The organism is Streptococcus suis YS161 (genome assembly GCF_002760245.1).
Lineage (GTDB): Bacteria > Bacillota > Bacilli > Lactobacillales > Streptococcaceae > Streptococcus > Streptococcus suis_I.
Genome location: NZ_ASCA01000043.1, coordinates 34,053 through 59,237, shown reverse-complemented (window position 1 = coordinate 59,237; position 25,185 = coordinate 34,053). Strand labels below are relative to the sequence as shown.

25 protein-coding genes are annotated in these 25,185 nt (G+C 38.2%); 9 read left to right on the top strand and 16 right to left on the bottom strand.

All coding sequences use genetic code 11. From position 1 onward, the window contains the following. Positions 1–152: 152 nt before the first annotated feature. Both ilvD and SST111_RS06065 read left to right on the top strand, forming a co-directional pair. A complete protein-coding gene (gene ilvD, locus SST111_RS06070) occupies positions 153–1,868 on the top strand; it encodes a dihydroxy-acid dehydratase (protein ID WP_002942244.1) in 1,716 nt (571 codons plus the stop codon). A gap of 50 nt (positions 1,869–1,918) precedes the next feature. After that, positions 1,919–2,305 carry a DUF6176 family protein gene (locus SST111_RS06065; protein WP_099810373.1) on the top strand — a complete coding sequence of 129 codons (387 nt, stop codon included), beginning with the start codon at positions 1,919–1,921 and terminating at the stop codon, positions 2,303–2,305. Between the two features lie 26 nt (positions 2,306–2,331). Here SST111_RS06065 and SST111_RS06060 read toward each other — a convergent pair whose 3' ends face one another. Both SST111_RS06060 and SST111_RS06055 read right to left on the bottom strand, forming a co-directional pair. Further along, on the bottom strand, positions 2,332–2,673 hold the full coding sequence (locus SST111_RS06060; RefSeq protein WP_099810372.1) for a metal-sulfur cluster assembly factor: 342 nt from the start codon (positions 2,671–2,673) through the stop codon (positions 2,332–2,334). Between the two features lie 90 nt (positions 2,674–2,763). Then, entirely contained in the window at positions 2,764–3,213 is a 450-nt protein-coding gene (locus SST111_RS06055) for a pyridoxamine 5'-phosphate oxidase family protein (RefSeq protein ID WP_002942240.1), read from the bottom strand. Positions 3,214–3,837: 624 nt separating this feature from the next. Here SST111_RS06055 and SST111_RS12410 point away from each other — a divergent pair. After that, complete coding sequence (locus tag SST111_RS12410; protein WP_257211792.1) at positions 3,838–3,999, top strand: hypothetical protein; 162 nt, start codon at positions 3,838–3,840, stop codon at positions 3,997–3,999. Positions 4,000–4,210: 211 nt separating this feature from the next. Here SST111_RS12410 and SST111_RS06040 read toward each other — a convergent pair whose 3' ends face one another. From SST111_RS06040 to SST111_RS06005, 8 genes are all read right to left on the bottom strand, one after another. Next, on the bottom strand, positions 4,211–5,644 hold the full coding sequence (locus SST111_RS06040) for an ATP-binding protein (protein WP_099810371.1): 1,434 nt from the start codon (positions 5,642–5,644) through the stop codon (positions 4,211–4,213). A 44-nt stretch (positions 5,645–5,688) separates the two neighbouring features. Continuing rightward, positions 5,689–6,846 carry a helix-turn-helix domain-containing protein gene (locus tag SST111_RS06035; RefSeq protein ID WP_024379200.1) on the bottom strand — a complete coding sequence of 386 codons (1,158 nt, stop codon included), beginning with the start codon at positions 6,844–6,846 and terminating at the stop codon, positions 5,689–5,691. 2 nt (positions 6,847–6,848) lie between these two features. Beyond that, positions 6,849–7,556: a DUF5986 family protein gene (locus SST111_RS06030; protein ID WP_099810370.1), complete on the bottom strand. Its 708-nt coding sequence runs from the start codon at positions 7,554–7,556 to the stop codon at positions 6,849–6,851. Positions 7,557–7,817: 261 nt separating this feature from the next. Beyond that, positions 7,818–8,762: a hypothetical protein gene (locus SST111_RS06025; protein ID WP_099810369.1), complete on the bottom strand. Its 945-nt coding sequence runs from the start codon at positions 8,760–8,762 to the stop codon at positions 7,818–7,820. A 20-nt stretch (positions 8,763–8,782) separates the two neighbouring features. Next, a complete protein-coding gene (locus SST111_RS06020) occupies positions 8,783–9,700 on the bottom strand; it encodes a hypothetical protein (protein ID WP_099810368.1) in 918 nt (305 codons plus the stop codon). A 37-nt stretch (positions 9,701–9,737) separates the two neighbouring features. Further along, positions 9,738–10,358: a zinc ribbon domain-containing protein gene (locus SST111_RS06015; RefSeq protein WP_099810367.1), complete on the bottom strand. Its 621-nt coding sequence runs from the start codon at positions 10,356–10,358 to the stop codon at positions 9,738–9,740. Between the two features lie 14 nt (positions 10,359–10,372). Beyond that, positions 10,373–11,410, bottom strand: coding sequence for a hypothetical protein (locus SST111_RS06010; RefSeq protein WP_099810366.1), 1,038 nt, complete (start codon positions 11,408–11,410; stop codon positions 10,373–10,375). Between the two features lie 83 nt (positions 11,411–11,493). Then, positions 11,494–15,024 (bottom strand): SEC10/PgrA surface exclusion domain-containing protein, encoded by a 3,531-nt coding sequence (locus tag SST111_RS06005; protein WP_099810365.1) that lies wholly within the window; start codon positions 15,022–15,024, stop codon positions 11,494–11,496. Between the two features lie 127 nt (positions 15,025–15,151). Between SST111_RS06005 and SST111_RS06000 the strand changes: the two genes are divergently transcribed. Continuing rightward, on the top strand, positions 15,152–15,478 hold the full coding sequence (locus tag SST111_RS06000; RefSeq protein ID WP_099810364.1) for a helix-turn-helix domain-containing protein: 327 nt from the start codon (positions 15,152–15,154) through the stop codon (positions 15,476–15,478). A gap of 72 nt (positions 15,479–15,550) precedes the next feature. Here the strand turns inward: SST111_RS06000 and SST111_RS05995 are convergent, their stop codons facing one another. Both SST111_RS05995 and SST111_RS05990 read right to left on the bottom strand, forming a co-directional pair. Next, on the bottom strand, positions 15,551–15,826 hold the full coding sequence (locus SST111_RS05995; protein WP_142350750.1) for a hypothetical protein: 276 nt from the start codon (positions 15,824–15,826) through the stop codon (positions 15,551–15,553). 409 nt (positions 15,827–16,235) lie between these two features. Then, positions 16,236–16,682 (bottom strand): hypothetical protein, encoded by a 447-nt coding sequence (locus SST111_RS05990; protein ID WP_099810362.1) that lies wholly within the window; start codon positions 16,680–16,682, stop codon positions 16,236–16,238. 648 nt (positions 16,683–17,330) lie between these two features. Between SST111_RS05990 and SST111_RS05985 the strand changes: the two genes are divergently transcribed. From SST111_RS05985 to SST111_RS05965, 5 genes are all read left to right on the top strand, one after another. Beyond that, a complete protein-coding gene (locus SST111_RS05985; protein ID WP_099810361.1) occupies positions 17,331–18,296 on the top strand; it encodes a site-specific integrase in 966 nt (321 codons plus the stop codon). A 67-nt stretch (positions 18,297–18,363) separates the two neighbouring features. After that, the gene (locus tag SST111_RS05980; RefSeq protein WP_099810360.1) at positions 18,364–18,963 is read left to right on the top strand and encodes a hypothetical protein; all 600 of its coding nucleotides are present in this window, start codon (positions 18,364–18,366) and stop codon (positions 18,961–18,963) included. Between the two features lie 118 nt (positions 18,964–19,081). After that, positions 19,082–20,449: a hypothetical protein gene (locus SST111_RS05975; RefSeq protein WP_099810359.1), complete on the top strand. Its 1,368-nt coding sequence runs from the start codon at positions 19,082–19,084 to the stop codon at positions 20,447–20,449. A 185-nt stretch (positions 20,450–20,634) separates the two neighbouring features. Then, on the top strand, positions 20,635–20,898 hold the full coding sequence (locus SST111_RS05970) for a helix-turn-helix domain-containing protein (RefSeq protein WP_099810358.1): 264 nt from the start codon (positions 20,635–20,637) through the stop codon (positions 20,896–20,898). Between the two features lie 64 nt (positions 20,899–20,962). After that, the gene (locus SST111_RS05965; RefSeq protein WP_099810357.1) at positions 20,963–22,180 is read left to right on the top strand and encodes a site-specific integrase; all 1,218 of its coding nucleotides are present in this window, start codon (positions 20,963–20,965) and stop codon (positions 22,178–22,180) included. A gap of 106 nt (positions 22,181–22,286) precedes the next feature. Here the strand turns inward: SST111_RS05965 and rpsI are convergent, their stop codons facing one another. The 4 genes from rpsI to SST111_RS05945 form a co-directional block, all read right to left on the bottom strand. Further along, positions 22,287–22,679, bottom strand: coding sequence for a 30S ribosomal protein S9 (gene rpsI / locus SST111_RS05960; protein WP_002942223.1), 393 nt, complete (start codon positions 22,677–22,679; stop codon positions 22,287–22,289). A gap of 19 nt (positions 22,680–22,698) precedes the next feature. Further along, entirely contained in the window at positions 22,699–23,145 is a 447-nt protein-coding gene (rplM, locus tag SST111_RS05955) for a 50S ribosomal protein L13 (RefSeq protein ID WP_024418516.1), read from the bottom strand. 207 nt (positions 23,146–23,352) lie between these two features. Next, complete coding sequence (locus tag SST111_RS05950) at positions 23,353–24,246, bottom strand: DUF7916 family protein (protein ID WP_099810356.1); 894 nt, start codon at positions 24,244–24,246, stop codon at positions 23,353–23,355. A 61-nt stretch (positions 24,247–24,307) separates the two neighbouring features. Further along, on the bottom strand, positions 24,308–25,168 hold the full coding sequence (locus tag SST111_RS05945) for a DegV family protein (RefSeq protein ID WP_099810355.1): 861 nt from the start codon (positions 25,166–25,168) through the stop codon (positions 24,308–24,310). Between the last annotated feature and the right edge of the window lie 17 nt (positions 25,169–25,185).

The following is a 25,185-nucleotide window of genomic DNA, read 5'->3' as shown; positions in this document are numbered from 1 at the left end:
AATAAATTGTAAGGGCACTTAACATTCTTAGGTGCCTTTTACTGTAGAATGAATTATTGAAAAATTCGGAAATTTCCAATTAGTTATCAAATCTTTTATCGTTTCTTTCATATCTATGATATAATGGGTAAAATAAGATAGGGAGAAGAGTAATGACCGAAAAAGATACACTAAAAAACCTCCGTCATCGTAGTTCTGTCTACGATTCGATGGTCAAATCACCTAACCGTGCTATGTTAAGAGCAACAGGAATGACCGACGATAGTTTTGAAAAACCAATTGTTGGGGTTATTTCGACATGGGCTGAAAATACCCCCTGTAACATCCACCTTCATGACTTTGGAAAATTAGCCAAAGAAGGTGTTAAGGATGCAGGTGCCTGGCCTGTTCAATACGGTACTATTACCGTTGCAGATGGGATTGCCATGGGAACTCCTGGCATGCGTTTCTCCTTGACTTCACGTGATATTATCGCTGACTCTATTGAAGCGGCCATGGGCGGTCACAACGTCGATGCCTTTGTCGCAATCGGTGGCTGTGACAAAAATATGCCTGGTTCTATGATTGCTATCGCCAATATGGATATTCCTGCTATCTTTGCCTACGGGGGAACCATCGCACCAGGTAACCTCAATGGTAAAGATATTGACTTGGTTTCTGTCTTTGAAGGAATCGGAAAATGGAACAACGGCGACTTAACTGCTGAAGAAGTTCGTCAAATCGAATGCAATGCCTGCCCTGGACCTGGTGGTTGTGGTGGTATGTACACGGCCAATACCATGGCTACTGCCATTGAGGTAATGGGTATGTCCATTCCTGGCTCTTCTTCTCACCCTGCTGAATCTCCTGAGAAGAAGGCTGACATTGAAGAAGCTGGCCGTGCTGTTGTACGCATGCTAGAACTGGGCATCAAACCATCTGACATTATGACTCGTGAAGCCTTTGAAGATGCCATTACAGTCACCATGGCACTCGGTGGCTCCACCAACGCTACTCTGCACTTGCTGGCCATTGCCCATGCTGCCAACGTTGACTTGACCTTGGAAGATTTCAATGATTTCCAAGAACGCGTGCCTCACTTGGCAGACCTGAAACCATCTGGTAAATACGTATTCCAAGACCTCTATAATGTCGGCGGCGTCCCTGCGGTTATGAAATACTTGCTCAAAAACGGCTTCCTTCATGGCGACCGCATCACATGTACGGGGAAAACCGTTGCCGAGAACCTAGAGAATTTTGCAGACTTGACTCCAGGTCAAGATGTCATCATGCCACTTGAAAATCCAAAACGTGCAGATGGCCCACTCATCATCCTCAAGGGTAACCTAGCACCTGAAGGTGCGGTTGCAAAAGTTTCTGGCGTGAAAGTTCGTAACCACACTGGTCCAGCCAAGGTCTTTGACTCAGAAGAAGAGGCGATTGAAGCAGTCTTGACTGACGAAATCGTAGATGGAGATGTAGTCGTTGTTCGCTATGTTGGACCAAAAGGTGGTCCTGGTATGCCTGAAATGCTGTCACTTTCTTCTATGATTGTCGGAAAAGGCCAAGGTGACAAGGTAGCCCTTCTAACAGACGGTCGTTTCTCTGGTGGTACCTATGGACTGGTTGTTGGACACATCGCACCTGAAGCTCAGGACGGTGGACCAATTGCCTACCTTCGTACTGGAGATTTGGTAACCGTTGATCAAGATACCAAAGAAATCACCATGCACGTTTCTGACCAAGAAATCGAAGAACGCAAGAAAACAACTGTTATTCCACCACTCTACTCTCGTGGTGTTCTCGGAAAATACGCCCACACTGTATCCTCTGCCTCTAAAGGAGCCGTTACCGACTTCTGGAGACCGGAACGTACGGGGAAAAAATAAGGAACTCAACGCCCCTGTCCTCGCGGCAGGGGTTTCCAAAAGGAGAAAAAATGAAACTAACTGTCGAACTATCCCGTTTCCGTGTCAAGGAAGGGAAGTCAACTGTCGTTGACCAGTGGATGGCCTTTCTCAACGAGCACATGGAAGACACCCTTCTCACTCTTGAAGGAGAGAAAATGTATGTCGAAACCATCTTCCGCGAGGTATCGGACGGACATGAATATCTCTATTGGTACTCTGTCCAAGCCGAAGGAGGGATTGAAGTCGAAGATTCAGAATCCTATATCGACAAAAAACATTTAGAATATTGGGAAGAATGCATCGATCCAAGCTATGGTATGGTTGATTTGGATCCACAAGTTATCATGATTCCCAAGCCTGTTTATGAAACCATGGAAAAACTTGATAAACATTATGACGAAACATATAAAAAATGAGTTGCTCAGTACAACTCATTTTCTTTTTATTTCGGACTGATGCCAAGTGTAATGCGTCCAAGTCGGCTGATGCGTGTCATTTTCCAAGCAGGAGACCAGACAATTTCAACTTGAGCATCTTCAATGCCATCAATGGTCTTCAAGGCTGTAACAAGCTCTCCTGGCATAGTATCGGCACAAGAGCAACCTGAGTCTGTAAAGGTCATAATGACCTTACAAAAGCCAACTTCATCAATATTTATATCGTAGACCAAGCCCAAATTATAAATATCCAATTCAATTTCCGGATCGTAAATAGATTCCAAAACCTCTACCAACTGTTCTGACAAAACAAGGGCTCGCTCATTGATCTGAATATCTTCTCTCATTTATCCAAACACTCCTAAAACATTTATAAAAAGTATTGTATCATAATTATTTGAAATATACTTGTCTTATCAGATGTTTTCATCTAGTTTTCAAAGTGTACGAACCTCTGAATTCTCACCTTGACCAATAGAAAAGATATACTTATGACCTTGAGTCAAGCTATGATAGAAGCCATGACCAGCATAAATCTGAAATACTTGCATTGTATCACTAGACTCATCTTTATAGATATGTTGATAATAAGGATTATCCGCAAAAACTGTCTTTAGATAGTCGTTCTCCACAGGTCTGGCAGTCCCTTCTACACGCACTACCTGGATAAGGTACCCTTCCTCAGAAATAGCAGTCATCGCAACTCTTTGATCCCCCATCAATTGATCATAGAAATGCGTTTCTGGGCTTGTCATAAAGAAAATCCCTTCTTCGTTTGCTGCAGTGATATGAGCATGACGAGCATGTGGATTTCCATACTCATCCAGAGTTGCAAAAACTCCAACCTTCATATCTTCCAAAATATGCATAATATCTTTTAGTTCCATGGTATCACCCCTTGAAAACACCTATTTTCTAAAGTATATCAAAAACAAGCGAAAATGTTAAGTGGGATATTGATAGAAATGGTGAAAGTGTTTCATGAACAACTCCCTACTGACAGAACCATTAAAGAAGGTAGCTATGTTTGCTTCATTTTCAACCTTCAAAGGTTCCTCAACCCTTTTGATTTCCAATTGGTATGGATTTGACTCTGAACCGATTATGACATCAATCAAAATCCGTTGTAACTATAAAAACTACCTAATTATAAAAAAGCGACTCTTGAGTGCTTTGAAACGTTGATATATCGAGGTATGTAAACGTTTAGAGAATTGGCTAACATTACGTGCTTTCTTAAGACCTGGTTGGAGCATTGTTTATTTCAACTAATTTCAAAACCTTTTAATATCAACGTTTTCACAGTTTTTCAAAACTCAAAATTTTATCCAATTTCAACTAATTTCATCAAAATAAGGTAAATTTTCAAGTAAAATAAGCAAAATCGAACCAGAAAATACAAAAGTTTACCTTATTCTTGATTCTAGAAAATCAGAACAGCTAGAAGTATTCACGTTTAATTTTCATACATACCATGTATAATATAGTTGCAAAATTGGGAGGCGTAGCTAATGAATTTTCGACTGAATATCAGTACTAAGCAAGTTTTTAAAGGGGGACTTAATGAAGAAACCAGCATTCTCAAAGCTGAGCCAACTTTTGACTTTGACATAGAGTTAAAAAGTGCTATGAATCAATACGATGAATTATTAAAAGAATTGGCAGATAGATGAAATGTTCCCACTAAACGAATTTGACATATTCGCAGCCGATTCTTGAAATAATGTCTATAGTGAAAAAAAAAGTGGTTATCAACCTGATTGTTGATAACCGCTTTTTCTGTATTCTACTGTATTCTACTGTATTCTACTGTATTCTACTGTATTCTACTGTATTCTACTGTATTCTACTGTATTCTTATTACTAATAGTATCCTGACTGCAATCATTTATCAACTAAAAGATAATACTGATTGCGGTCATTTTTACTTGAACCAAACCAAGTGATGATTTCTAAATCACGAAGATGATGCAACATTTTAACGACAAACGAGCGACTTCTTCCTGTTAGTTCAATGGCTTTTGCTGTTGTCATCTTCTCACCTGAATTATACATGTAGTGAACCAGTAATTGCTCGTCGGCATTGAGGTCTCCAAAATCAGTAAACTGTTTCTCCAAACTATCTCGGGTCCGTAGGTGTCGGCTGACAATATTATTTTCAAGCGTCAGAACAACCTTGTTCCCAGGTTCAGAGTATTTTGGTTCATGGAGAAAGGCTGATTCCATCTCTGAGTAAATCCGTTTAACACCTTCATTCATCTCACGGACCCAACCAAACTCTGTCAGGGTTCTGGCAATCCGAGGATTTCTTGAAAACCGTTCATGCTTAATATTGTCAACGGTGACGATATTTGGCAATTTCCCTGGGCTATGAATTTCCAGTCGATCATCAAACATAAGCACACGAATGTGATCACCATAGACAGAATAATCACGGTGAGTTACAGCATTAACAACACCTTCAAACCAGGCAAATTCAGGATACTCAGGTAAAATTTGGAATTGCCCATTGTCATCCAAATACTGAAATTCACGAAGCTGAGTACGAATAAAATCTCGAACCTTAATAATCAAAATTGGGAGAGCATCATCAAAAGTCACTTCCTTAATAACATTAAAACTACTACCTGTTCCCATATCCGTACCATCAAATCGCTGAAAACGAACACGAGCTTGGGGAAAGAAAGCTGACGGATACTTTCCAAAAAGTAAAATGGCGGCTTTAGTCAATTTTCCATTAACCCAAAAACGTCTAGCTTTGAGAATTTCCTCTGTGGATCGCTCTGATAAATCAAAGTGACTTTTGAAATCCTGTACGATAGTTTCATCAATATCTTCCAGACTGGCGTCTGGCACCACTTCATCTTCAAAGAAACGTTGTCCCTTGTCATAGCTGAGCTGAGTGCGTTGCTCGTAGCTCAACTTGACTGTTTCATCACCCTGACGAAGATAAACCTCATCATTTGGCGCAGCAATCACTCGGTTTGACGACAATTCAACTGAGATAACTAAAATGAAATCTTCTTCACCCTTATGATTGATTACAGGGATTTCCTCAAAAGATAAATCCAAAGGAGTCTCACGCATCTCACGATCAATCTTTTTGAAATCGTCTATGGGATAAGCCCTGCCGTCCTTGAAACCAGTGATAATATTTTCCTGTTTCTCATCCTCAATACCAATAACCAATTGACCGCCATCCGCATTGGCAAAAGCAATCAGGTGTTTGAGAAGTTCAGACGGTTTCTTTCTGGCTGATTTTCGATCTAGGTATTGGCTTTCTGGAGAAAATTGATAGTGAGATAAGTTTTGATTCATATAGTTCTCCTTAAACATATAAAAAATACTTAAAAATTCATAATTTACAAAGTCCTAGATTTTAAATGTACAATATTATTTCTCTCTTGTAACAACGTCTCCTTTGGAATGTCCATAAGCTCTGAAAGTATCTCTACTGGCAGAGGATAGCCGTATTTGAGATTAAATCGCTGGACTATGGATTGTTTTTCAAATAGGCCCGCATCCGTCAGTAATTTATATGCCTGTTTAGCAAGGATTGGTCGTGATACTGGAATACTTGCATCCTCTGGTTCCTCTCTTCGCCATCCTCTGGCACTCATTCTTTTTTGTAGACGAGTATATTGTTCCGAGTTTAACAAACCCAAATCCTTTGCACGATAAATCATACTGGCTATAGATACATTCCACTTAGACTTCAATTTCAAATAATATGCTAGGTCTTCTTCATGTCCTTTTAAATCTTCAGAAAAAGCAGAGGCTGGTAATAAAAAACTCGAAGCAAATCTATTAGCTTCTTGCTCCATTTGTCTATATTCAATATTTGAAAGCTCCTGTGGATATACTGTTCTTGCATGCAAAGCCCAATGCCCTAACTCATGAGCCAAGCTAAATTGTTGCCTGAAAAAATTATTATTATCTTGGTCAATTAAAATACAATAATATCTCTCAGAATCTGTTTCCATTTTCAATTCAACAAAACTTCCAAAAGCATCCACTTTCTCAGACTTTGAATTAATTATAGCAATATGGAATCCATTTGTTTCTAGTAACCTGAGAACACTGGAAATTGGGCTATCACCTAATCCCCAACTCTTTCTTATCTGATTTGCAACTTCCTCTGGTGAAGCATTTTCATGACTTTCAAATTCTGCTAATTTCGGGAAATCAACATAATCTTCAAAAAAATTCGCCAAGAGAGCCAGTGCTTTTTTTAGCATCTCACTAGACTTCTTCTCAGTTTGTGAGGATGTTAACTTACTCCTATAAAAAGTGCCTAAATCAGTAGTTATAAATTTATCTTTTGTTTGATAGAAGGACAGCGGAAATTTCAGTTCAAAAATTATTTTTTGCAATACCTCGGAACTCGGCTTTGATAAATTCTTTTCGTATTTAGAAATCATCTGTTTAGAAACTCCAACGTTCTCCGCCAATTGGCTAATGGAATAATGTCTAAAATATCTCGATTCCCTAAGTCTATCTCCATTAAATTCTTGAGCCATTATTATATTCCTTTTACTTTTGGTTTTAATGTAACGAGTTGAGGCTCATCTACTAAATCATTCACCTGTTCATCACGTATGGCCTCAGTTCTAATTATTCCAGCTGAACTTGGAAGTAAGTGCGAAATATCCACCGAACTAACAGATAAAAATTGTGGAGTGTAGTCTTCTAACGAAGCACTCACAGCTTCTTGACCTACGTAATCAACAATCAAAAATCTAATCTTAGTCACATGTTCACAATACTCACCAAGCATCCTAACCAAATCAACTTCTCTTCTTTTCACTTCAGAGCTATCAGCATCAAAAAGAGAAAGCTGTTCTACTTCTTGTTCAGGGTAAAGTCCCTCATTTTTCAAGAGTAAACTTAAGGTATAATGAGTAGAGGTTCCTTTTTTAAAATATCGATTACGAATTGTCCTAAAATTATTTTTGGAGAAGAAGGCTATTAATTCACCTGTCTCAATATTCAGTATAGGGTCAAATTGCCAAATCCCCCTCTTAATATGCAAAACTTTCCAAACAACACTATTATCAAATAAGTCTTTAAGCATATTCGATCTTCGTGCCCAAGTAGCCTGATAAATTCCATTTTGACTAGTCTCTGAGATAGCAACTTTATAATCCTGCTCCAGATGCCTAGTTGTAAAACTCATCGCTTCCAAACACTTGATGATTACTTCTCTTTCAATATCATAACTATATTTCATTTATTCACCTCAATTCGTTTGTTATTTAACTTCATTATAACAGACCAAGGAGACAAAAACAAGAAAACCACTAAAAAAGTCAACCGAAGTGTGTAGAGTTAAATAATCCCATCTCCTCAGCAATGCTAATATCTTTCTCCTTACACATACTCACATCTAAGTAGATTAAATAGCTAGTTACTAAATGCTATAATAAAAAAAATAGGACAGCAAGCTACTTGCTATCCTAATAAATATTACCAATAGTTGTTCAATCCGAGATTACTCCACCTCTAGATTAAGATAAGAATCTGTACAATCTAGTTCGATGCTCATAAGCTGTTCGTCTACAAATTTGAATGTTACAATTGAGTTATCATTCTCTGTAGCAATATCTCCGTCAGCACCAGCATCCAAAATATAAGAAATGCTTATATTTTTGAATTCTTTATTATACTCTTTATTGTAGTAAAAATTTTCATCATGAAATATTGGATTATTTATCTTTACATTCTCAATAAATTGTGTACGAGTAATGAATAAGTTAATCCCTTCATAAGCAACTCTAGCCCCTAGATTCTCTTTTGTCTTACTTATCGTTTTTCCATAGTGACCAACATTAATTCTTTTTATACGAGCATCTCCTACAGAAACAGCTCGTTTTTCAGTGTTTATGACAGTATAGCTAATATCTATTGGTTTTATCACTTCTCCAATCTGAGAGGGCAATCGCAAACTTCTATCTTCCGCTTCACCATTTTCAAGTTCAAGTGCTAACAAACCTCCAGCTTCTTCCTCTTCGAGAATATTTTTATAGAGTGTATTTTCTGTCACATTAGCTAAATTGAAATTGTAATCATCAATCGTGAAGTTTGTTCCAAGAGTTATCTCAATCTCCTCTTGTTCCTGGACAGGATAGATATCTTCAACTTCTTCATAGGACATAGCATCATATACCGCATCATCTTCATTTAGAAAATCATAGCGATAGATACCTTGTTCATCCAAAGTTCCTCGAGATGCTATTGCATTTTTAAATTCGTGAACTTCATCATAAGGAACCAATTGAAATTCCTCATTTTTCGAGCTACTTGAATTGGTGCTGCTTTCCTCAATCTGCTCTGTTGAACTAGTTTGACTAGATGATGTGGTCGTCTCATTTGTTTTACTATCACATGCTGTTAAAATCAAACCACTAAAAATCAGTGCAATAATTGTCTTTTTCATTTGTTATCTCCATTTTCCATCTACTGTTTGATTACTTTTTTTGTCAAATAATAATAGATTAGAATGCCTAATCCTGCTAGATATAGAAAATATCCTATATTCAGTTCCCCATTCTGAAAAACATAAAAGGGATTAAGTCGGATAAAAGTAAGTGCGATAGCAATACTATAGTAAGCGAAAGCTTTATCATTACCACGTGCAAATGACAACAATAGAAGACCAGCCAATACAACGATAGCTGTTGCTAAAATATAATTTGTAGCAAATACTGAGACTCTTCCAATAGGCGAATTCTGCAAGGTAATAAATTTAAAAAATGGTGAAATCAATAACAATAGTGTGCCAACCGTGATTAGCTTATCCCTGTTAAAGGCCACCAGCACATCCTGAATGGTTAGGAAATTTTGAGAGATTCCCATTTCCAATTCTTGTTTTTTCACAAACCTTAAAAATAGGTACCCAAGGAACACCAAAATACTAAAGAAAAGAATATAGCGTATCACGGAGTAGCCACCTAACAAGTTAAAAGACCGTATTTTTGTAATTGAGGGAGACCATCCTGTAAAAAGACCTGCTGTAATTTCAGCGAATGTTCGAAGTTTATTTGAACGGTTGGCCATTGATTGATCATTCGCCACAATAGTCGAAATATTATTTAGAAGGTTAAAAAGCCAAAATGTATTGACTACTCTCAAAGGAATAAATACCTTTTCATTCTTTGTAAAAACCGCCCCTAATTCAATTAACGACACCGCTAAGAATAAGCTCGGTCCAAAGAGCCCACTCACTGTTGCATACATATTGAACTGTTCGCCATTGCCATTGTCAATTACTTTAAAAAATGTTGACCATATCACAAGCACCAGACTAATAATCAAGATCCTATGAACCAGTTCAACTCGCGACCTTATCTTTAAAAAATTATTTAGCGTAATCATCTCTCCTCCATTATCCCAACAATATTAAGCTAACACCTTAATGATTCTGTTTGATTGATTCATTAAGGTCTTGAATCAGTTTATCAATGCCTTTTATTTCATCAAAAAGCTCTTGGAACTCGCCACCTGACTTCTCTTTGTTCCTTTCATAGTAGGCATTCCCCAATGCTTGTATCAGAGTCTCTCGTTTTTTCTTTTCTGAGAAAATCTGAGCGTTGGCTTGGGCATTATGAGTGAGTTCCTTCGTTTTTTTACTAGCAATGGCACTTACTTCCGTCAATTTAGAGGTAAAGTCGGAAAAGAAAGACCTAGTCTCCCTCCCCTTCGATAACTTTGTCCCACATTGAATACACGTTTCAGCGCTTGTCTGGTTCGCTTTTCCGCAATTAAAACAAAATACTTTAGGACCAATTGCGTACTCTTCCAGTTTCGACTCACTTACCTTATTATCATTAGCAAGATTGGATTCTATCGTCGCTTCCTTTTCGGTCGTCAAGTCTATTACATCAACCACTGAATCAACATTGCTAACAAGAACGCTTTCTGTATCCGCAACTTCAAATTCTCCATTCTGACGGGCATCAACAAATTCTTTAGGTACGGGTTTGCGACCATGTTCTTGTTCAAAGGATACCATCCATTCTTCCTTAGTCACCATAACTTCTCCTTTCTTTAATTAGCCTGGTAATTGACGCCATGCTGATTTTGCATCACCGCAATTCGAGTGTCTATATCTGGAAAACCTAGTTCAAAGACTTTCTTAGACATCGTTTGATCAAAAGTATTAACCTTATCAAGATATAAACAATGTACCTGCCCCAACCCCTGCCTTACCATAAATCCATCAGACAATTCGACATCACGTCTTACAACAGATTTAACAAAAAGAAAGGTTAGTCCGAGAATTGCAGCTAAGGCTGCTAAACTTCCGTAGTATAAAATAGCTCCATTAGCGGCTTGTGACCTACCACCTGCCCAGAATGAACTTCTACGATCACCGTAGTTTTTGTCCAAACTCCCAGACAACATGACGATTAGTCCAGCCAACACCAATAGTAAATTAGCTCCAACAACAACGAGTAGCAAATTTGGTGCCATATTATGAATACGATGAAGTTCGAACTTAATTTTAGATTCTAAAAAATGAGGACTATCTAGTAAACTTTCAGATACTAAGATCCGATTCATCCCAACAGCATACGCAACTGGCAACTCATTTTGTATTATCCTAATTTCGATACTCTCTGGTAAGATTAGCCCCTGCACTCGCTCCTTTTGGATTATCTTTGCAATTGGTTGAACAATTGTACTCTGATATTCTTGGCGTTCTATTGGCTTGGCACTAATCATCTTACAGACCATGTTTTGACCTATTTCTGAAATCATAAACATCGATAACAATATGGCTAGTATCCCAGGCAAAACCCCTAGGTATAAACCCAGACCTATCAAGGTACTGAAGTAAGCTAAGATAGCCCACTTCTTATTCTCATAACAAAACTTCAAGTATGAAAACAGAGAATTTTTCCTATATCCGTACCCATTACTCGAATTTCGTGCTGATCCTGCTTGATTATAATTTGTAGAAACAACTTCTGCATCAAGATTACCGATTATCTCTCCAGCTTTTTCTGCTGCTAAAACCTCTTCAACACTGGGTATTCGCCCATGAATCTCTTCAAATACCTCAATCCATTCTTCTTTCTTCATAATAACCCCCAACTCCTTGAAAGATACGAATAACACATTATATGCCTCACGCAACCCCATACCAGAGAACTAAGCAAAACTTATTACTTAGAATGCTTTTCTCTTCTGCTAATTACTAGTCCAAGCGAAGACAAGCCCATGCCAATTACTGAAAGCAATAAGTTGTCGGCTGTCCCTGTTTCAGGAAGAGTTTCAATCTTACCTGATTGATTAGAATGCGCATCCTTGGCAGTTCCAACACTTTTAGACTGGGTTTGGATAGTTGGATTTAAAATTGTATTTGCTGGCTTTCTATCAACATTGAAGTCGCTGACTAATTCATCGATGTCAATCGCAGGCAATTCATGATAAGTAGGCTCTCCTTTAACAGTGATCAAGTCGTCATCTGATTTTGGTTCTTCCACTGGTTTATCATCTTTAGGGTGTTGAGTAGATTCTTTTGTATCACCATTGATAGTTTCAGCTTCTTCTTCACGAGTTTTTTTCTCAGCTTCGGCATTCTCTTTAGCAATACGTTCAGCTTCTAAACGCGCAGCTTCTTCTTGAGCTTTACGCAATTCTTCTGCCTTAATGCGAGCTTCTTCTTCCAAGCGAGCCTTTTCTGCTTGGACTTTAGCTTCCTGAGCCAAACGTTCTGCTTCAGCCTTTTCTTTTGCAAGACGCTCCGCTTCTGCTTTTGCTAAAGCTTCTTGTTTTGCTTTTTCTGCAGCCAAGCGCTCTGCTTCTAAACGAGCCTCTTCTTCAGCTTTTTTCTCAGCCTCTAGACGAGCTTTCTCTGCAGCTTCTTTTGCCAAACGTTCCGCTTCTGCTTTTGCTTTCGCCTCTTCTTCAGCTTTTATCCTAGCTTCAACTTCTTCTTGAGCTTTTTTCTCAGCTTCTAAACGGGCTTTTTCAGCAGCTTCCTTCGCAAGACGTTCTGCCTCAGCTTTTGCCTTAGCCTCTGCTTCTTCTTGAGCTTTTTTCTCAGCTTCTAAGCGAGCCTTTTCTGCAGCTTCTTTTGCGAGGCGCTCTGCTTCTGCTTTAGCCTTAGCTTCATTCGCTAATCTTTCTGCTTCTGCTTTAGCTTTAGCATCTTGTTCAGCTTTGATACGAGCTTCTTCTGCTTTACGTTCTGCTTCAATGCGTTCTGCTTCCAAACGATCAGCCTCAGCTTTTGCCACTAGATAAGCCTGGTAAGCATCGTACTGAGCTTGAACTGTTTTTAATTCAGCAAGAGCTTTTTCGTAGTTAGCTTGTGCAACGGACTTCTCAAGTGTTACAGTTGCTAGTTTGTTTTTAGCATTGTCCAATACAGATTTAGCGGCTGTTTGTTCTGCAAGCAATGGCTCCAACTCAGTTTGTAATTGATTAAGCTTGTTCGCATAACCTTGTACTGTTGTCAAAGTTGTTTTAGCAGTCTTAAGCTGATTTTGAGCAGTAGTCAATGCAGTCTGCAAGCCTGTCAACGTCGCTTTTTCATCTGCTAAAGCTTCTTGTGAAGTTGCCAAGGTGCTTTGTGCAGATGTGAGGCTTGTTTTAGCAGCTGCAAGATCTTGTGCCTTTGTTTCCGCATTTGCTCGACTTGTTGCTACGTCAGCTTGTGCTAAGCGAAAGGTGTTTTGAGCTGATGTCAAAACTTCTTCTTTTTTAGTTAGGTCTGATTTAGCGTTCGCGAGTTCAGTTTTTGCAGTGGCAAGTTTTGCCTGAGCAGTTGCCAAGTTAGCTTTAGCAGTATCTAATGCTTTTTGCGCGGCAGGTATCTGAATAGGCACCGCTTTTGCTTTAGCTAGCTTATCCTGTGCCAGTTTCAAAGTGCCTTGTGCTGCTTGCAACTTGCTTGTTGCAGTTGTTACAGCTTGCTGGGCAGGAACTAATTTCGCTTGAGCAGTTGCTAGTTTGTTCTCAGCGCTTGTAACTGCTGCTTGAAGAGTCTCTTTAGAGATTGGGTTAGCAATGGGTGTTCCTGCAATTTTACTTGAGACAACTCCGTGGTCATTGAATTCCATCAACAAAGCGGAGTTTTTAGACCCTGTATAGCCAGAAAGACCGAAATACTGATCGCCAGTTTCGTTGGCTAGGTATTTTGAATCTAAACCAATCAATGAAATAGCGTGTCCAAAATGTTGAGATGGTGAATAATCATCAAGCATCATCGCTTCAATAGCATTTGCCAAACGAACTTTAAGAGTTGTCATTGTGGCATCTGAAGTAAATGTGTAACTCCATGGATCAGCATCTTCTTCAATACGTGAGTTTGTAGCATTTTGCACTCGAAGAAGAGCTTGAGTGTTATGACCTTTTTTCATATCCCAATCATCTGCCAAATACTCTTTTGCGACCATATTGGCGAGGTCAAGGGAACCCTCAGTAACCAAAACTTTTGATGTAATCCCCATTTGAGAACGGAGATCATTGATAATCGTTTGGGCAAACTGCGTCAATTCCAATCGGTCTTCTCTTGTTAGCTGGTTAAGCCCTCCGCTATTTGCAGCCACAACTACTCGTTTGTTGCTTTCAATAGCGTTCAAACCATCACGCAAAGTGCGGAGATTTTTAGCGTTAATAGAAGCAGTAAATAAACGATCTGACTCAGCCTGTAGTAATGTCCATACACGATTCATCTCTGTTGTGTTTTTTGTAACATAGCGAGCTTTGTAGAATTGGTCAAGCAAGTCCTTGTATGTTTCAGAGAGCTCGACAGTGTAGATTGAATTAAGTGCTAAGTTCGCCTTATCCAACTCAGTTTGAGCTGTTGAGATGTTATTTTCAACAGTTGTCAAATTGGTGTTGGCACTGTCTAATTGATTTTGAGCGTTGCTCGCGTTCGTTTGTGCAGTGTATACTTCTGATTGAGCCGTGTTGATATCTGCTTGTCGTTTAGCATCAGCATCTTGTGCTTCTGCAAGTTTAGTTTCGGCAGTTGCTACTTCATTTTCTTTTGTAGTCACTTCTTGAGTGGTTGTCGTCACAGCTGTTTCTTTCTCTGCTACAACCGCTTTAGCAGTGTTAACATCTGCCTGTGCACTTGCTACTGCATCTTGCGCAGTTTTCTCATCTGCCACATCCTGTGCCAACTGCTTGTCCGCTTGTGCTTTAGCAGTCTCAGCATTCGCTACTTGAGTTTCGGCGTTGGCTACAGCTGTTTCGTTGGCAGATACTTGGTTCTCGAGGTTTGATACATCCGCCTGTGTCTCATTAATTTCGTTTTGTGTATTCGTAACGGTTTGAGCTGCAGCATCCACTTGCTCCTGCGCTTGTGCAACAGTTGGGTTGCTGGCCACTTGCTCCTGGGCAGTGGAAATCTCTGCTTGCTTATCGTTCACTGCATCTGTTGCAGTAGTGTAAGTTGCTTCAGCTGCTGAAACAGCTTGCTCTGCAGTTGCAACATTTGCTGTTGCTTGGTCAAGGGCTGTCTTGCTTGTATCCACTTGAGCTTGTGCTTGATCAACCTGCCCTTGCGTTACTTCAGTTGAAGTTGTAGCAGTTGCGACAATAGCTGTTCCTGCAACCTCTTCTGCTTTTGCGCTCACTGTTCCGACAGTGGTCATCATTCCGATAGATAGAACTCCAACTGCACCATAAGCCTTGAGTTTGCGAATTGAACCGTGTGATTGAATTACATTTTCTTTTTTCATATTATACTTATTTCCTCCCAAAATTTATTACTATTTTATCATTAATAACAGTCATATACAACTGTTATTATAAACAATCAGTGATATATATTAGTTTTTTTCTACTAATAATTTGTAAGATAGTCTTATGACAAACAATCTACAAAAATTCATTGCAAAAAGAATCAAAACACTGCGACTTCAGGCTGGATTGACACAGACAGAACTTGAAGCAAGAGCTGATTTGGGATTTAATTACATCAATAAACTTGAAACTAAAGAAAGCAACATCACAATAAATACGTTGCACAAAATCATCGATGCGTTGGAAGTTGACGTTCCAACATTTTTCGACATGCAAATCAGTAAAGATGAAAATATGGACGAATTAATTATGATGTTAACCGAACTTCCAAAAACTAAGCGTGATGATGTTATCCAGGCAGTAAGCCAGCTTATCAAAACATTGAAATAGACTGACCAATGAATTTTCATAGGCCTAATTCTTAATTTAAGAGATAGGTCTTTTTGTCTGCTTCAAACCTCTCTACTTGTTAGATAGATATTTTTCTATCTTTTTTTCAGCATGTTCACGTAGTTTGATAAGGTCATGTATAGCATCTGAAATGTCAATTGCATTCTGAGATGAACGAAGTTTCAGCAACAAGGCAAAAACGGCACTACAATAACCTCTTATCCTCCCTCTCAGAAAGGCCACTTTTTCTTTATCTACACGCTCTTCTTCCATACCAAAACGATAGATCAATCTTAAATCTTCCTCTGTCTTGTCTAATAAAAATTTTGTTAATTCTTCAATATCCAACAAAATATCATCCTTTCAAAAGAATTCACAATAATTATTGGACGCAAAAAAACGACCAATTTCCCTGATAGCTACCACCTTCTGTGCTTTACAGCCTATTCTGCAAAGTTAGAAGATTGATGTTTTCAGTCATTGATCGTTTCTGAAATATTCTTCTTTTGTACGAATAACGAAAGTAAAACAAGTAGCTAATTACACTTTAAAAAATATAGTTCGATCCACAACCCGAAATGGTTGATAATCTTCCATATTGAAATACCAATTATTTTACTACGTCTTTTACCAAGTTATTTACTAATTTGTTGCATTATACCAAAAAATTGCGCAAAAGTCTGAAATTTGCTGTATCAGTTCAAGAAATACGTTAAAAAAGCTGCAGTTACAAAAATGAAACTGCAGCTTTTTTAATTTACTCATAGATTAAGCAATCATCGTTCCAATTAATAGTTTTGTTTTGATATTTTTGGACAAATCCTACAAGACCCATCGCGTGCATTTCTGCCATCGCTTCTGTCCAGATTCCGATCACGTAATGTCCCAAAATAACTTTCATAGCAATACAAAATTGATAAAAATCATTTTCCCAATCCTCAAAATTAAATTTCACATGAATTGATTCGTGCAATCCGTCTTCTAAATCAATAGTAACAAAACAATCCGATTCTTCCGTTTCGTAAAAGATTTTAATATGAATATCACAACCATCGTTTTCAAGCAACAAATCATAATATTCGTCATCAAAAGATCCTGGAAAAATCGCAAAATCTTTTTCATGATGGCAATCAATAGCTTTAATGTCTGTTTCAAAAATCGTCTGCTTTAAAAATTTGATAATAATTCTGTGGGATTCTAACATTTTCAAACCTCCTTTACTGTTTTCGAATCCATATTGAAGTAAGTATTTGTATTTTGAATATCACATGATATACCTCCTTTAGCTTCTAAAATCAGTATGCCACTTTTTCAAAAACAAAAAAATCGCGTTGTTAATTTTTGTATGCAAATAATGTATTCCCGTTTTTTATTTTATTGAAAAAGCGACATAATAATATTGAAAAAAATTGATGTAATAGAGATTGGAGGTGATAGGTTATCAATTGTTTGAATTCGCACTGGGCTCGGTGAAAATTGTTAATTCGAATGATTGTGACTTCTCTTTTTTAAAGGTGTCATTGACTTGAGAAAAGAGGTCGAAAACGAAGAAAGTAAATGGTTATTCTGCGGCATGAAATGACGTACAGAATAACCATTTAGCAATAAATTTAGTACAGAAAAAGATGTTTAGCAAAAGTTAATAGTAGTTTTTAGTTTTAAGAAATAACCAGATCAATGACATTTGAAAATATCAAGAAAAGAGACGGTGAATACTGAATCTGCTTCTAAAACGCTAGTCCTATCAGGCAGCCTCAGCGTATATTTTCAAGAGCATACCCAGCTCATTCAATAAAAAGGGTGGGAGGCAATTTACCATTAATAAGTATTTTACAAAGAAAGGAGAAAGAAAATGCCACGAAAGAGAAATTCATTAAAGCACGATATCTTCCTCGCAGCAACAAAAAATGTTACAAACAATACATCTCGGACTTCATACAAAAGATCAGCTACACGATTCGCAAAATGGGCAAAAGCAAACAGTATTAAAAGGATAGCTGATATTACGGAAGAAGTAATTCAACAATATCATGATGATCTTCAACAAGATCCAAAGCAATACACTCCTGCGACAATTCATACATACCTTGCGCCAATTTGTAAAGCAACAGGAATCAATCTAAACCGAATCAAAAAACAAAAACGAACAAGCGATAAAATAGTTAGAGGACGAAAACATGAAGCGAATGAACAAGGGAAAAGTCAAGAATTGAACTCTCGCTTCTCTCGCCTAGTCGAATTCCAGAAAGTCGTTGGAATTCGTCGGAACGAATTAAAAAACCTAACCGGCCGAGACCTGAAAATAGACGAGTATGGTAACTGCTATATTTTCGTCAAACGTGGCAAAGGCGGAAAAAAACAAATGCAATATATTCTGCCGCATGACATCGAGTTGGTGAAACAGACTTTTGCTGGGGTAGGAGAAAATGAACCTGTCTTCTCTGACAAAGAAATGAACAATCAGATTAATTTACATGCATTACGTGCACAGCATTCAAGAGATAGCTACTTCTATTACCTTGAGAAAATTCAGGAAAATCCACAAATGCGACAAGCATTTTCAAATTTATTAATAAAAAAATGGGAGGAGGGACATCAGAAATTGAAAAACGAATCAACTAAGCAATACGAAAGACAGCGTAGAAATTTTATTTTTGATTTAAGAGATGAAGCATATATTTTACGTGGCTCAAATAAAGTTAAAGCATTATCGGCAGGAATGCCAATTGCTTATAACCGCCTTGCTCTCATGGCAGTATCCGTTTTAAACTTGTCTCATTGGCGGTTATCTGTTACTGTAACGAATTACATTCTGTAGTGATTTTTTGATTTGTATTATCAGGCATAATAATTCTGTAGAAATTGATGTAATGGAGGAAAGTAAAATGAGGAATCAAAATAATCTACGAAACAAAGAACAGAATGTAATTTTTGCAAGAGGAAAAATTATTGAAATAAATAATGATGATAATAAACCATCGTTCATTCTGTTTATTAGAAATGGTGCAGGTCGTAAGCACATATATTTGAAATGTTATTTTAATCGTGAAAAATTTCAATTGAAAAAGGGAATGGTGGTATCGATATCAGGTCATATCGAAAACATTAACACAAAAAATTGCTACGAAGTTATTATAGATACCATCCAAGAAGAGCAGACTGAACTGGCGGTATTCTTCAATAAAAAGCCTAGCTTCGGTTTTGCATATCCAAACCATTTCGCAAAGATGTTTGTTTTTGGAAAGGTTATTGATAAACATTTAAAACCCAATTCGAATTGGATTGAAATGACTATCAAGGATTACTGTGAAAATAGAGTCAAAGTACAATATAGCACAAAAATGCGTGTCAATGAAACACGTTTCAGAATCGGAGACAATGTGTACTTATCAGCATTGCCAATATCCATCCAAAAGACAATTCATGAGGAAATGTTTATTTTTGAGAATTATATACTTGAAGATATAGTGGTAGAACGAAAATAGAAAAATAGAGATGAATTTTTTGAAGTTCATCTCTATTTTTTGTCAATTTTTTATATTTTTTCCTCTGACAAAGTTCCATATATGGCATAATTCATTTCGAGAAATGAAAGAGGAAAAAATGTTTCTAAAAGTTACAAGAGGTATGTCGGATGAGGAAAAACAAAAAATCTATGATAAAAATAGAAAAGAGATGGAACGATGTTTTTCTGTAACAAATTCTTTTTGGGGCATTGACAAAGTAGTTCTTAACCTGAAAGGAAACATACTTATTGATGAAGAGATTTTAAATACGGTTAATTTTAATGAAAACAATTTTTCTATTAAGAGAAAATACAGTTCATTTGGATTACTGACAGAGCTAGTTATCAATTCTACTGATTTCGGTTCATTTCTCATGGGAAAAAATCCATTTGATGGCAGTTATTTTTACCGCATAGAATTGATACATTGTGGATTCAACATTGCTACTGCTTCAATTGAAGGAATAAAATCAAGATTAGATAGAGCACTATCAATTTTGGAAAACGAAACAGGTATATTTTGTAGGATACATCATTGCGAATTCCAAGAAATCGAACTTGCTTTCACAATGGCAATACAATCTGCTTTCCATTTGCAAACAAGAGCATTACTTCTACGTTGTTTAACGAGGAAGAAAGTGAATTTTGCTTCCTCTTCAAAAAGCATTCAAGATAAAGATTATGATATTTTAACAACCAATGCGTATAAAAATAATCAGCAAGTTCTTTACAGTAAAACAAAGAAAGCAAAGAGATTAGGACAACTTGACAAAACGAAAACAGAAGCATTTGAAGTGTATCGTTTCGAAACTGTTTTGAAAAAAGATAAGATAAAATCCATTTTTTGTACATGTGTTCTTGAAGAAATTGATGATCTGAAAATCATTCAATACTTAGAGAGCTTGGTTTCAATTGGAGTCTTCAATTTAATAAAGGAAATCGAACAATCAGTAATAAATACTGATAGAGAATTATCCACAATTTTCAGAGCAAAACCACGAGCTACATTCGAAGAATTGTTGAAAAAACAGATTAACGTGTCACATTCAACAAACACTCCTTTTGTTCTAGATGAAGAAATTTTTAGTTTGATTGATGTTAAATTTGTTTCGAAAGAAAATAGATCACGTTATAGAAAAAATTTGATTACTAAAAGTCAGAAAGAATTAAATATTAATCCTGAATCATTTTATTTATCTGAGATGATTACGTGGAATGTATTAATTATTCTACGATTGATGTTTGATGCTCTTGATTTTGCAAAGGCACATGGTTTAGGTTGTCATAAAAATTACAACACAAATGAATTACACATTGTTCAAATCTCAAAGTTTACAAAAGAATTCAGAAATGAAATATACTCATTGAACAATAAATTACGTCGAAAACATCATTATAAAATTGATTTATATGAATTAATTTTAAATCGATTATTGAGTCTAGAAGAATTATTTAACGTTTTTTAATATGATTTTACAACTTTGTAAAACCTCCAAAACGTTGATATTACAGCATTTCTTAAAAAAATTGTCTTCCCAAACGGAAGACAAAACAGACGATTAATCTATACATTTCTAAAAATCATCCGTTTTGAGTCCGCATTGTGGCATAATGACTAATGTCAAATTTAACCAATAGGAAGAGTGTAAACATGCAAGTTATCTTACCTGATGAACAAATCAAACAAATTCAGATATTAATTTCAAGTTTAATTACATCAGAAATTGAAAAACAAATTCATCATCGAAATATTGGCAATTCGTATTTAAACAAAAAACAAGCATGCGAGTATCTCGGGATTTCAAATAACACTTTAGACGAATGGATTCGCAAAGGGCTTCCATCAATTAAAATCGGAAAAACAGTTCGTTTCAATAAACAAGCCATCGACGCATGGCTACTTTCGCAAAACTAGAAATATCTTCCTTTTTATTTCATAATGGTCTTGATATTTTCTGGTTCGAAAAGAGGAGAATATCATGACTATCACTAAAACAAAAAATGGAACATATCGCTTAAAAGTATATATCCCAATTGTTGCGCGAATGCCACTCGGAATCGTGAACAATAAATACTTTGATAAGCGTTTCAAAAGCAAAAAGGAGGCACGACAAGCAGAGATAGACCTTTTAACAAAAATCAGTCAGATTGAGAACAACGAGTTTACAGGGCTAGGCAAGGAAGAAATTCTATTCAAAGATTTTTACGAAAATGTCTGGTGGGAGTATTATAAAGCAGGACAGACCACTTCAACTACAAAGCCCCCAAGCAGGTCAACTATAGCCAATACAAAAACTTGTTTCAGAAAACATATTTTACCTATGTTAGGTAATTACACTATTCAATTTCTCAATCAGAACAAGCAAGTTATTCTAAACTTGATGACTGCTAAAGCTAATGAATACGCCAATTTCAAGACCTTGAGAAGTTATGTAATTTCCATATTTGATTGGGCAGAGGAATTAGAATATATAGAATCAAATAAAGTTGCTAAAACCTTGCGTCGTATCAAAGCAACCAAGAAAATCCAGTTGGCAGAAGCAAAGAGAGATGAAGACCTCTACCTTACACAGGAGCAACTACAAGAGTGGTTCTCGGCTTTCCAAGATGACTTGGCTATCGGAAAAATTTCGCTTAAAGACTATGTTCTATTTTATCTTACCTTCTTTTTGGGAGACCGAAAATCCGAGAGCTACGCTCTGCAATGGAAACATATCGACTTTTCAAAAGCTCAAATCCAGCTAATTCAAGCTCTGGATAGATATGGAGAAGTCAAATCCACAAAAGGGAACAAAAAGACTATCTTTTTAATATCTAATGACCTGATTCAACTCCTTTCCTCATGGAAAGAGCAACAAAAATATGAGCTTGCTCGATTTGGGATTCTAACCAATCCTGAACAGTTCGTCTTCACTTATATAGACACAAAAGGAAACATCAACAAGCCCTTACATGCTGACTATCTCAACAACAAGATGAAGAGCATCAAAAAGCGACATCCTGAACTGACACACGCTACACCTCATAAACTCCGACATACAGGAGCAACACTTGCCAAACAGGCAGGAATGAGTTTAGAAGATATTTCAGAAGCTTTGACACATAGTGATACTGGGACAACTCAGATTTATGTCAATACTTCTAATGTTGTCCCTATGGCAGTCGGAGAATTTGCCTTAAACTCTCTGAAACAATAAGGTAAAAATAAGGTAAATTTTGAGGTGAACTTTTCAAAAAAACACGAAAAAAGCACCCATGAGGTAAACTCTTGAGTGCTTTGAAACGTTGATATATCGCGGTATATTAACGTTTACTGAATTGTGAAGCTTTACGTGCTTTCTTAAGACCTGGTTTCTTACGTTCAACCATACGAGCATCACGAGTAAGAAGGCCTGCGCGTTTCAATGAATCGCGGAAGTCTGGATCTACTTGAAGCAATGCACGCGCGATACCGTGACGGATCGCACCTGATTGACCACCGTAACCACCACCGTTCACGTTAACGAAAACGTCGTATGAACCTTGTGTTGAAGTTACTGCGAATGGTTGGTTGATAACCAAACGAAGGTCAGCGTGTGGGATGTACTCTTCTACATCTTTTTTGTTAACTGTGATTTTACCAGTACCTGGGACCAAACGTACGCGTGCAACCGCGTTTTTACGACGACCAGTACCTGTGTATTGTGCTTGTGCCATTTAGATTACGTCCTTTCCCTTAGATAAGACCTGAAATATCAAGTACTTCTGGTTGTTGTGCTGCGTGAGTGTGCTCGCTACCTACAAACACTTTCAACTTCATGCCTTGTGCACGACCAAGTGTGTTGTGTGGAAGCATACCTTTAACTGATTTTTCAATCAAACGAACAGCGTTTTTAGAACGCAATTCACCAGCTGAGATTGATTTCAATCCGCCTGGGTGGTTTGAGTGAGTGTAGTAGATCTTATCAGTTGCTTTTTTACCAGTCAATTTCACTTTCTCAGCGTTGATAACAATAACGAAGTCACCAGTATCAGTGTGAGGTGTGAAAGTTGGTTTGTTTTTACCGCGAAGAACGCTAGCAACTACTGCTGAAAGGCGTCCAAGAGGTACATCAGTAGCATCTACTACATACCATTTACGTTCAACTTGGCCTGGTTTAGCCATAAATGTTGTTTTGTTCATGATTTCTCCTATACGAATCGTTTTTGTTTACTGGGCGGATGTTCCGGTCCGCGGGTATTTGGAAGGTTCCGGGGCCTTTCAAATGGGGTAAACAATACCGTCTACCATTCTATCAAAACTACTGTTCTCCGTCAAGTTATTTTACTTTACTTTTTTTATTTTTTGAAAGATAGCAGAGCTGCCGAGAATGAAAACCTTATCATAACCTTATCTCCTCACTGACTGCCCCATTTTAAAATAGGTGTGCCGCTTGCCTCTAACCGCCAAGGACAGAGCCAAGATATTTTCAGGGTCTGGCATCCGACCGTAACCCCCGTCTCCGATATGGTGGATGTCCGAGCCCACCCGCTTGTTGCTGAGCCCAAACTCCCGCACCGTCTGGCTGTCCGCACTCTCCTGACTGGTCCCAATGGTCGAAATAACCAGACCACCACGCGCCTTGACCTGACTGACAATCGGTGCCACGATTTCTTCCCGCACACCCGGCACCGTGCCGACCGCAGGAATGAGGACACCGTCTGCCCCCAAGTCCACAAAATCCAGCAGGGCTTGGCTGTCCACGACCGACTCTCCCAGACCTGCACCGTGCATTTTCCCCGCAAAGATGAGGCCCTCAAAGTGTTCTTTGGCAAGGCCAATAGCAGAGCGGATTGCAGCCATGGACACACCCGTAGCAGGATTGCCTGTCAGCATGATAAAATCTACGCCAAGGGCTTGGGCCTGTCGCAAACTTTCTGGACTGACCTGACGACCAGGTTTGAGAAAGACCTGCTGGTCTTGGACTTCCTGACTATTATCCACAGGCTCCAAGTTAATCCCGACCAATCGACCTGTCAACCGCTTGATTTCCGCAATAGGATTGTCGCAGTCGTAAAAACCAACAATCTCCGGATGAAAAACATCCAATTCGTTGAGCACCAAGAGGTCACAACCAAAAGCAGCCATCATCTCCGCATTGGTCACCCCGGCAATCAAGGGAGCCGCTGTGACCACCGTTTCTCCCATGATAATCCGGCCTTCGCTGGATAAAATAGACTGCTTGAGCTCCTCCTTGGTCGCTCCCAACAAGTCACTGGCATAACAAGACAACAAGCGTTTCATATGAACCTCCACATCAATATTAGTTTGTAATCGCTTTCTGTTTTTGTAAAAAGAAAAGAGATTATCTCTCTTCTTTATTGATAGAAATAATGGCTAATGCCCCTGTTCCTGTATGGGTGGCAATGATTGGGCCCAACTCAGTCAAAAGAACATCGCTGACACGGCTATCTTCCAACAAGGTTGCCTTAATCGCTTCAGCCACCTCAATATCACCTGTATAGGCCACCATGACCGTAGAATGATCCAAGTTGTCCAAGGTCAGGTTCAGCATTTCCTTAATCCCTTTTTTACGGCCACGAATTTTGGCAATGGCTTCTAACTTCCCTTCCGCATTGAGTGCAAGGAGAGGTTTAATATTGACCAAACCACCGATTAGGGCTGCTGCCTTGGACAAGCGGCCACCACGCACCAAGTGGTTAAGGTCGTCAACCAAGAGATAGGTCCGCAAACGTGGCACCAATTCTTCAATGAGTGCCTTGGTCTCAGCCAAAGACTTGCCCGCAGCTCGTGCTTGAGCCGCCTGCATGACCAAGTAGCCTTCACCGATAGAAGCCGCCTTGGTATCGACAAGCTCGATATGGACTTGTGGATAGTTGTCCAAAACCATATCACGTGCAATAGTTCCACTCTGATAGGTCCCTGAAAGAGCCGATGAAAAGGCCAGGTAGAGCACATCTTGACCTTCCTTGGCTGCCGCTTCAAAGACTTCTTCAAACTGACCAACATTGACCTGACTGGTCGTAGGTTGACTGCCAGAAGCCATTTTCTCCAGCAAATCTGCTGAGGTCAAGCGGTTTTCACCGACTGTTTCATAAGTCACGCCGTCTAGGTTAATGGTCAAACCAAGCACGATCACATCATTTTCTTGGACCCAGCTGGTTGGCAAATCCGATGTCGAATCGGTTACGATTGTAAATGTCACTCTTTCATTTCCTCCAT

Bases quoted from the DNA above. Each gene is read 5' to 3' on its own strand.
- ilvD (WP_002942244.1), top strand. From the start codon at position 153: ATGACCGAAAAAGATACACTAAAAAACCTCCGTCATCGTAGTTCTGTC.
- SST111_RS06065 (WP_099810373.1), top strand. From the start codon at position 1,919: ATGAAACTAACTGTCGAACTATCCCGTTTCCGTGTCAAGGAAGGGAAG.
- SST111_RS06060 (WP_099810372.1), bottom strand. From the start codon at position 2,673: ATGAGAGAAGATATTCAGATCAATGAGCGAGCCCTTGTTTTGTCAGAA.
- SST111_RS06055 (WP_002942240.1), bottom strand. From the start codon at position 3,213: ATGGAACTAAAAGATATTATGCATATTTTGGAAGATATGAAGGTTGGA.
- SST111_RS12410 (WP_257211792.1), top strand. From the start codon at position 3,838: ATGAATTTTCGACTGAATATCAGTACTAAGCAAGTTTTTAAAGGGGGA.
- SST111_RS06040 (WP_099810371.1), bottom strand. From the start codon at position 5,644: ATGAATCAAAACTTATCTCACTATCAATTTTCTCCAGAAAGCCAATAC.
- SST111_RS06035 (WP_024379200.1), bottom strand. From the start codon at position 6,846: ATGGCTCAAGAATTTAATGGAGATAGACTTAGGGAATCGAGATATTTT.
- SST111_RS06030 (WP_099810370.1), bottom strand. From the start codon at position 7,556: ATGAAATATAGTTATGATATTGAAAGAGAAGTAATCATCAAGTGTTTG.
- SST111_RS06025 (WP_099810369.1), bottom strand. From the start codon at position 8,762: ATGAAAAAGACAATTATTGCACTGATTTTTAGTGGTTTGATTTTAACA.
- SST111_RS06020 (WP_099810368.1), bottom strand. From the start codon at position 9,700: ATGATTACGCTAAATAATTTTTTAAAGATAAGGTCGCGAGTTGAACTG.
- SST111_RS06015 (WP_099810367.1), bottom strand. From the start codon at position 10,358: ATGGTGACTAAGGAAGAATGGATGGTATCCTTTGAACAAGAACATGGT.
- SST111_RS06010 (WP_099810366.1), bottom strand. From the start codon at position 11,410: ATGAAGAAAGAAGAATGGATTGAGGTATTTGAAGAGATTCATGGGCGA.
- SST111_RS06005 (WP_099810365.1), bottom strand. From the start codon at position 15,024: ATGAAAAAAGAAAATGTAATTCAATCACACGGTTCAATTCGCAAACTC.
- SST111_RS06000 (WP_099810364.1), top strand. From the start codon at position 15,152: ATGACAAACAATCTACAAAAATTCATTGCAAAAAGAATCAAAACACTG.
- SST111_RS05990 (WP_099810362.1), bottom strand. From the start codon at position 16,682: ATGTTAGAATCCCACAGAATTATTATCAAATTTTTAAAGCAGACGATT.
- SST111_RS05985 (WP_099810361.1), top strand. From the start codon at position 17,331: ATGCCACGAAAGAGAAATTCATTAAAGCACGATATCTTCCTCGCAGCA.
- SST111_RS05980 (WP_099810360.1), top strand. From the start codon at position 18,364: ATGAGGAATCAAAATAATCTACGAAACAAAGAACAGAATGTAATTTTT.
- SST111_RS05975 (WP_099810359.1), top strand. From the start codon at position 19,082: ATGTTTCTAAAAGTTACAAGAGGTATGTCGGATGAGGAAAAACAAAAA.
- SST111_RS05970 (WP_099810358.1), top strand. From the start codon at position 20,635: ATGCAAGTTATCTTACCTGATGAACAAATCAAACAAATTCAGATATTA.
- SST111_RS05965 (WP_099810357.1), top strand. From the start codon at position 20,963: ATGACTATCACTAAAACAAAAAATGGAACATATCGCTTAAAAGTATAT.
- rpsI (WP_002942223.1), bottom strand. From the start codon at position 22,679: ATGGCACAAGCACAATACACAGGTACTGGTCGTCGTAAAAACGCGGTT.
- rplM (WP_024418516.1), bottom strand. From the start codon at position 23,145: ATGAACAAAACAACATTTATGGCTAAACCAGGCCAAGTTGAACGTAAA.
- SST111_RS05950 (WP_099810356.1), bottom strand. From the start codon at position 24,246: ATGAAACGCTTGTTGTCTTGTTATGCCAGTGACTTGTTGGGAGCGACC.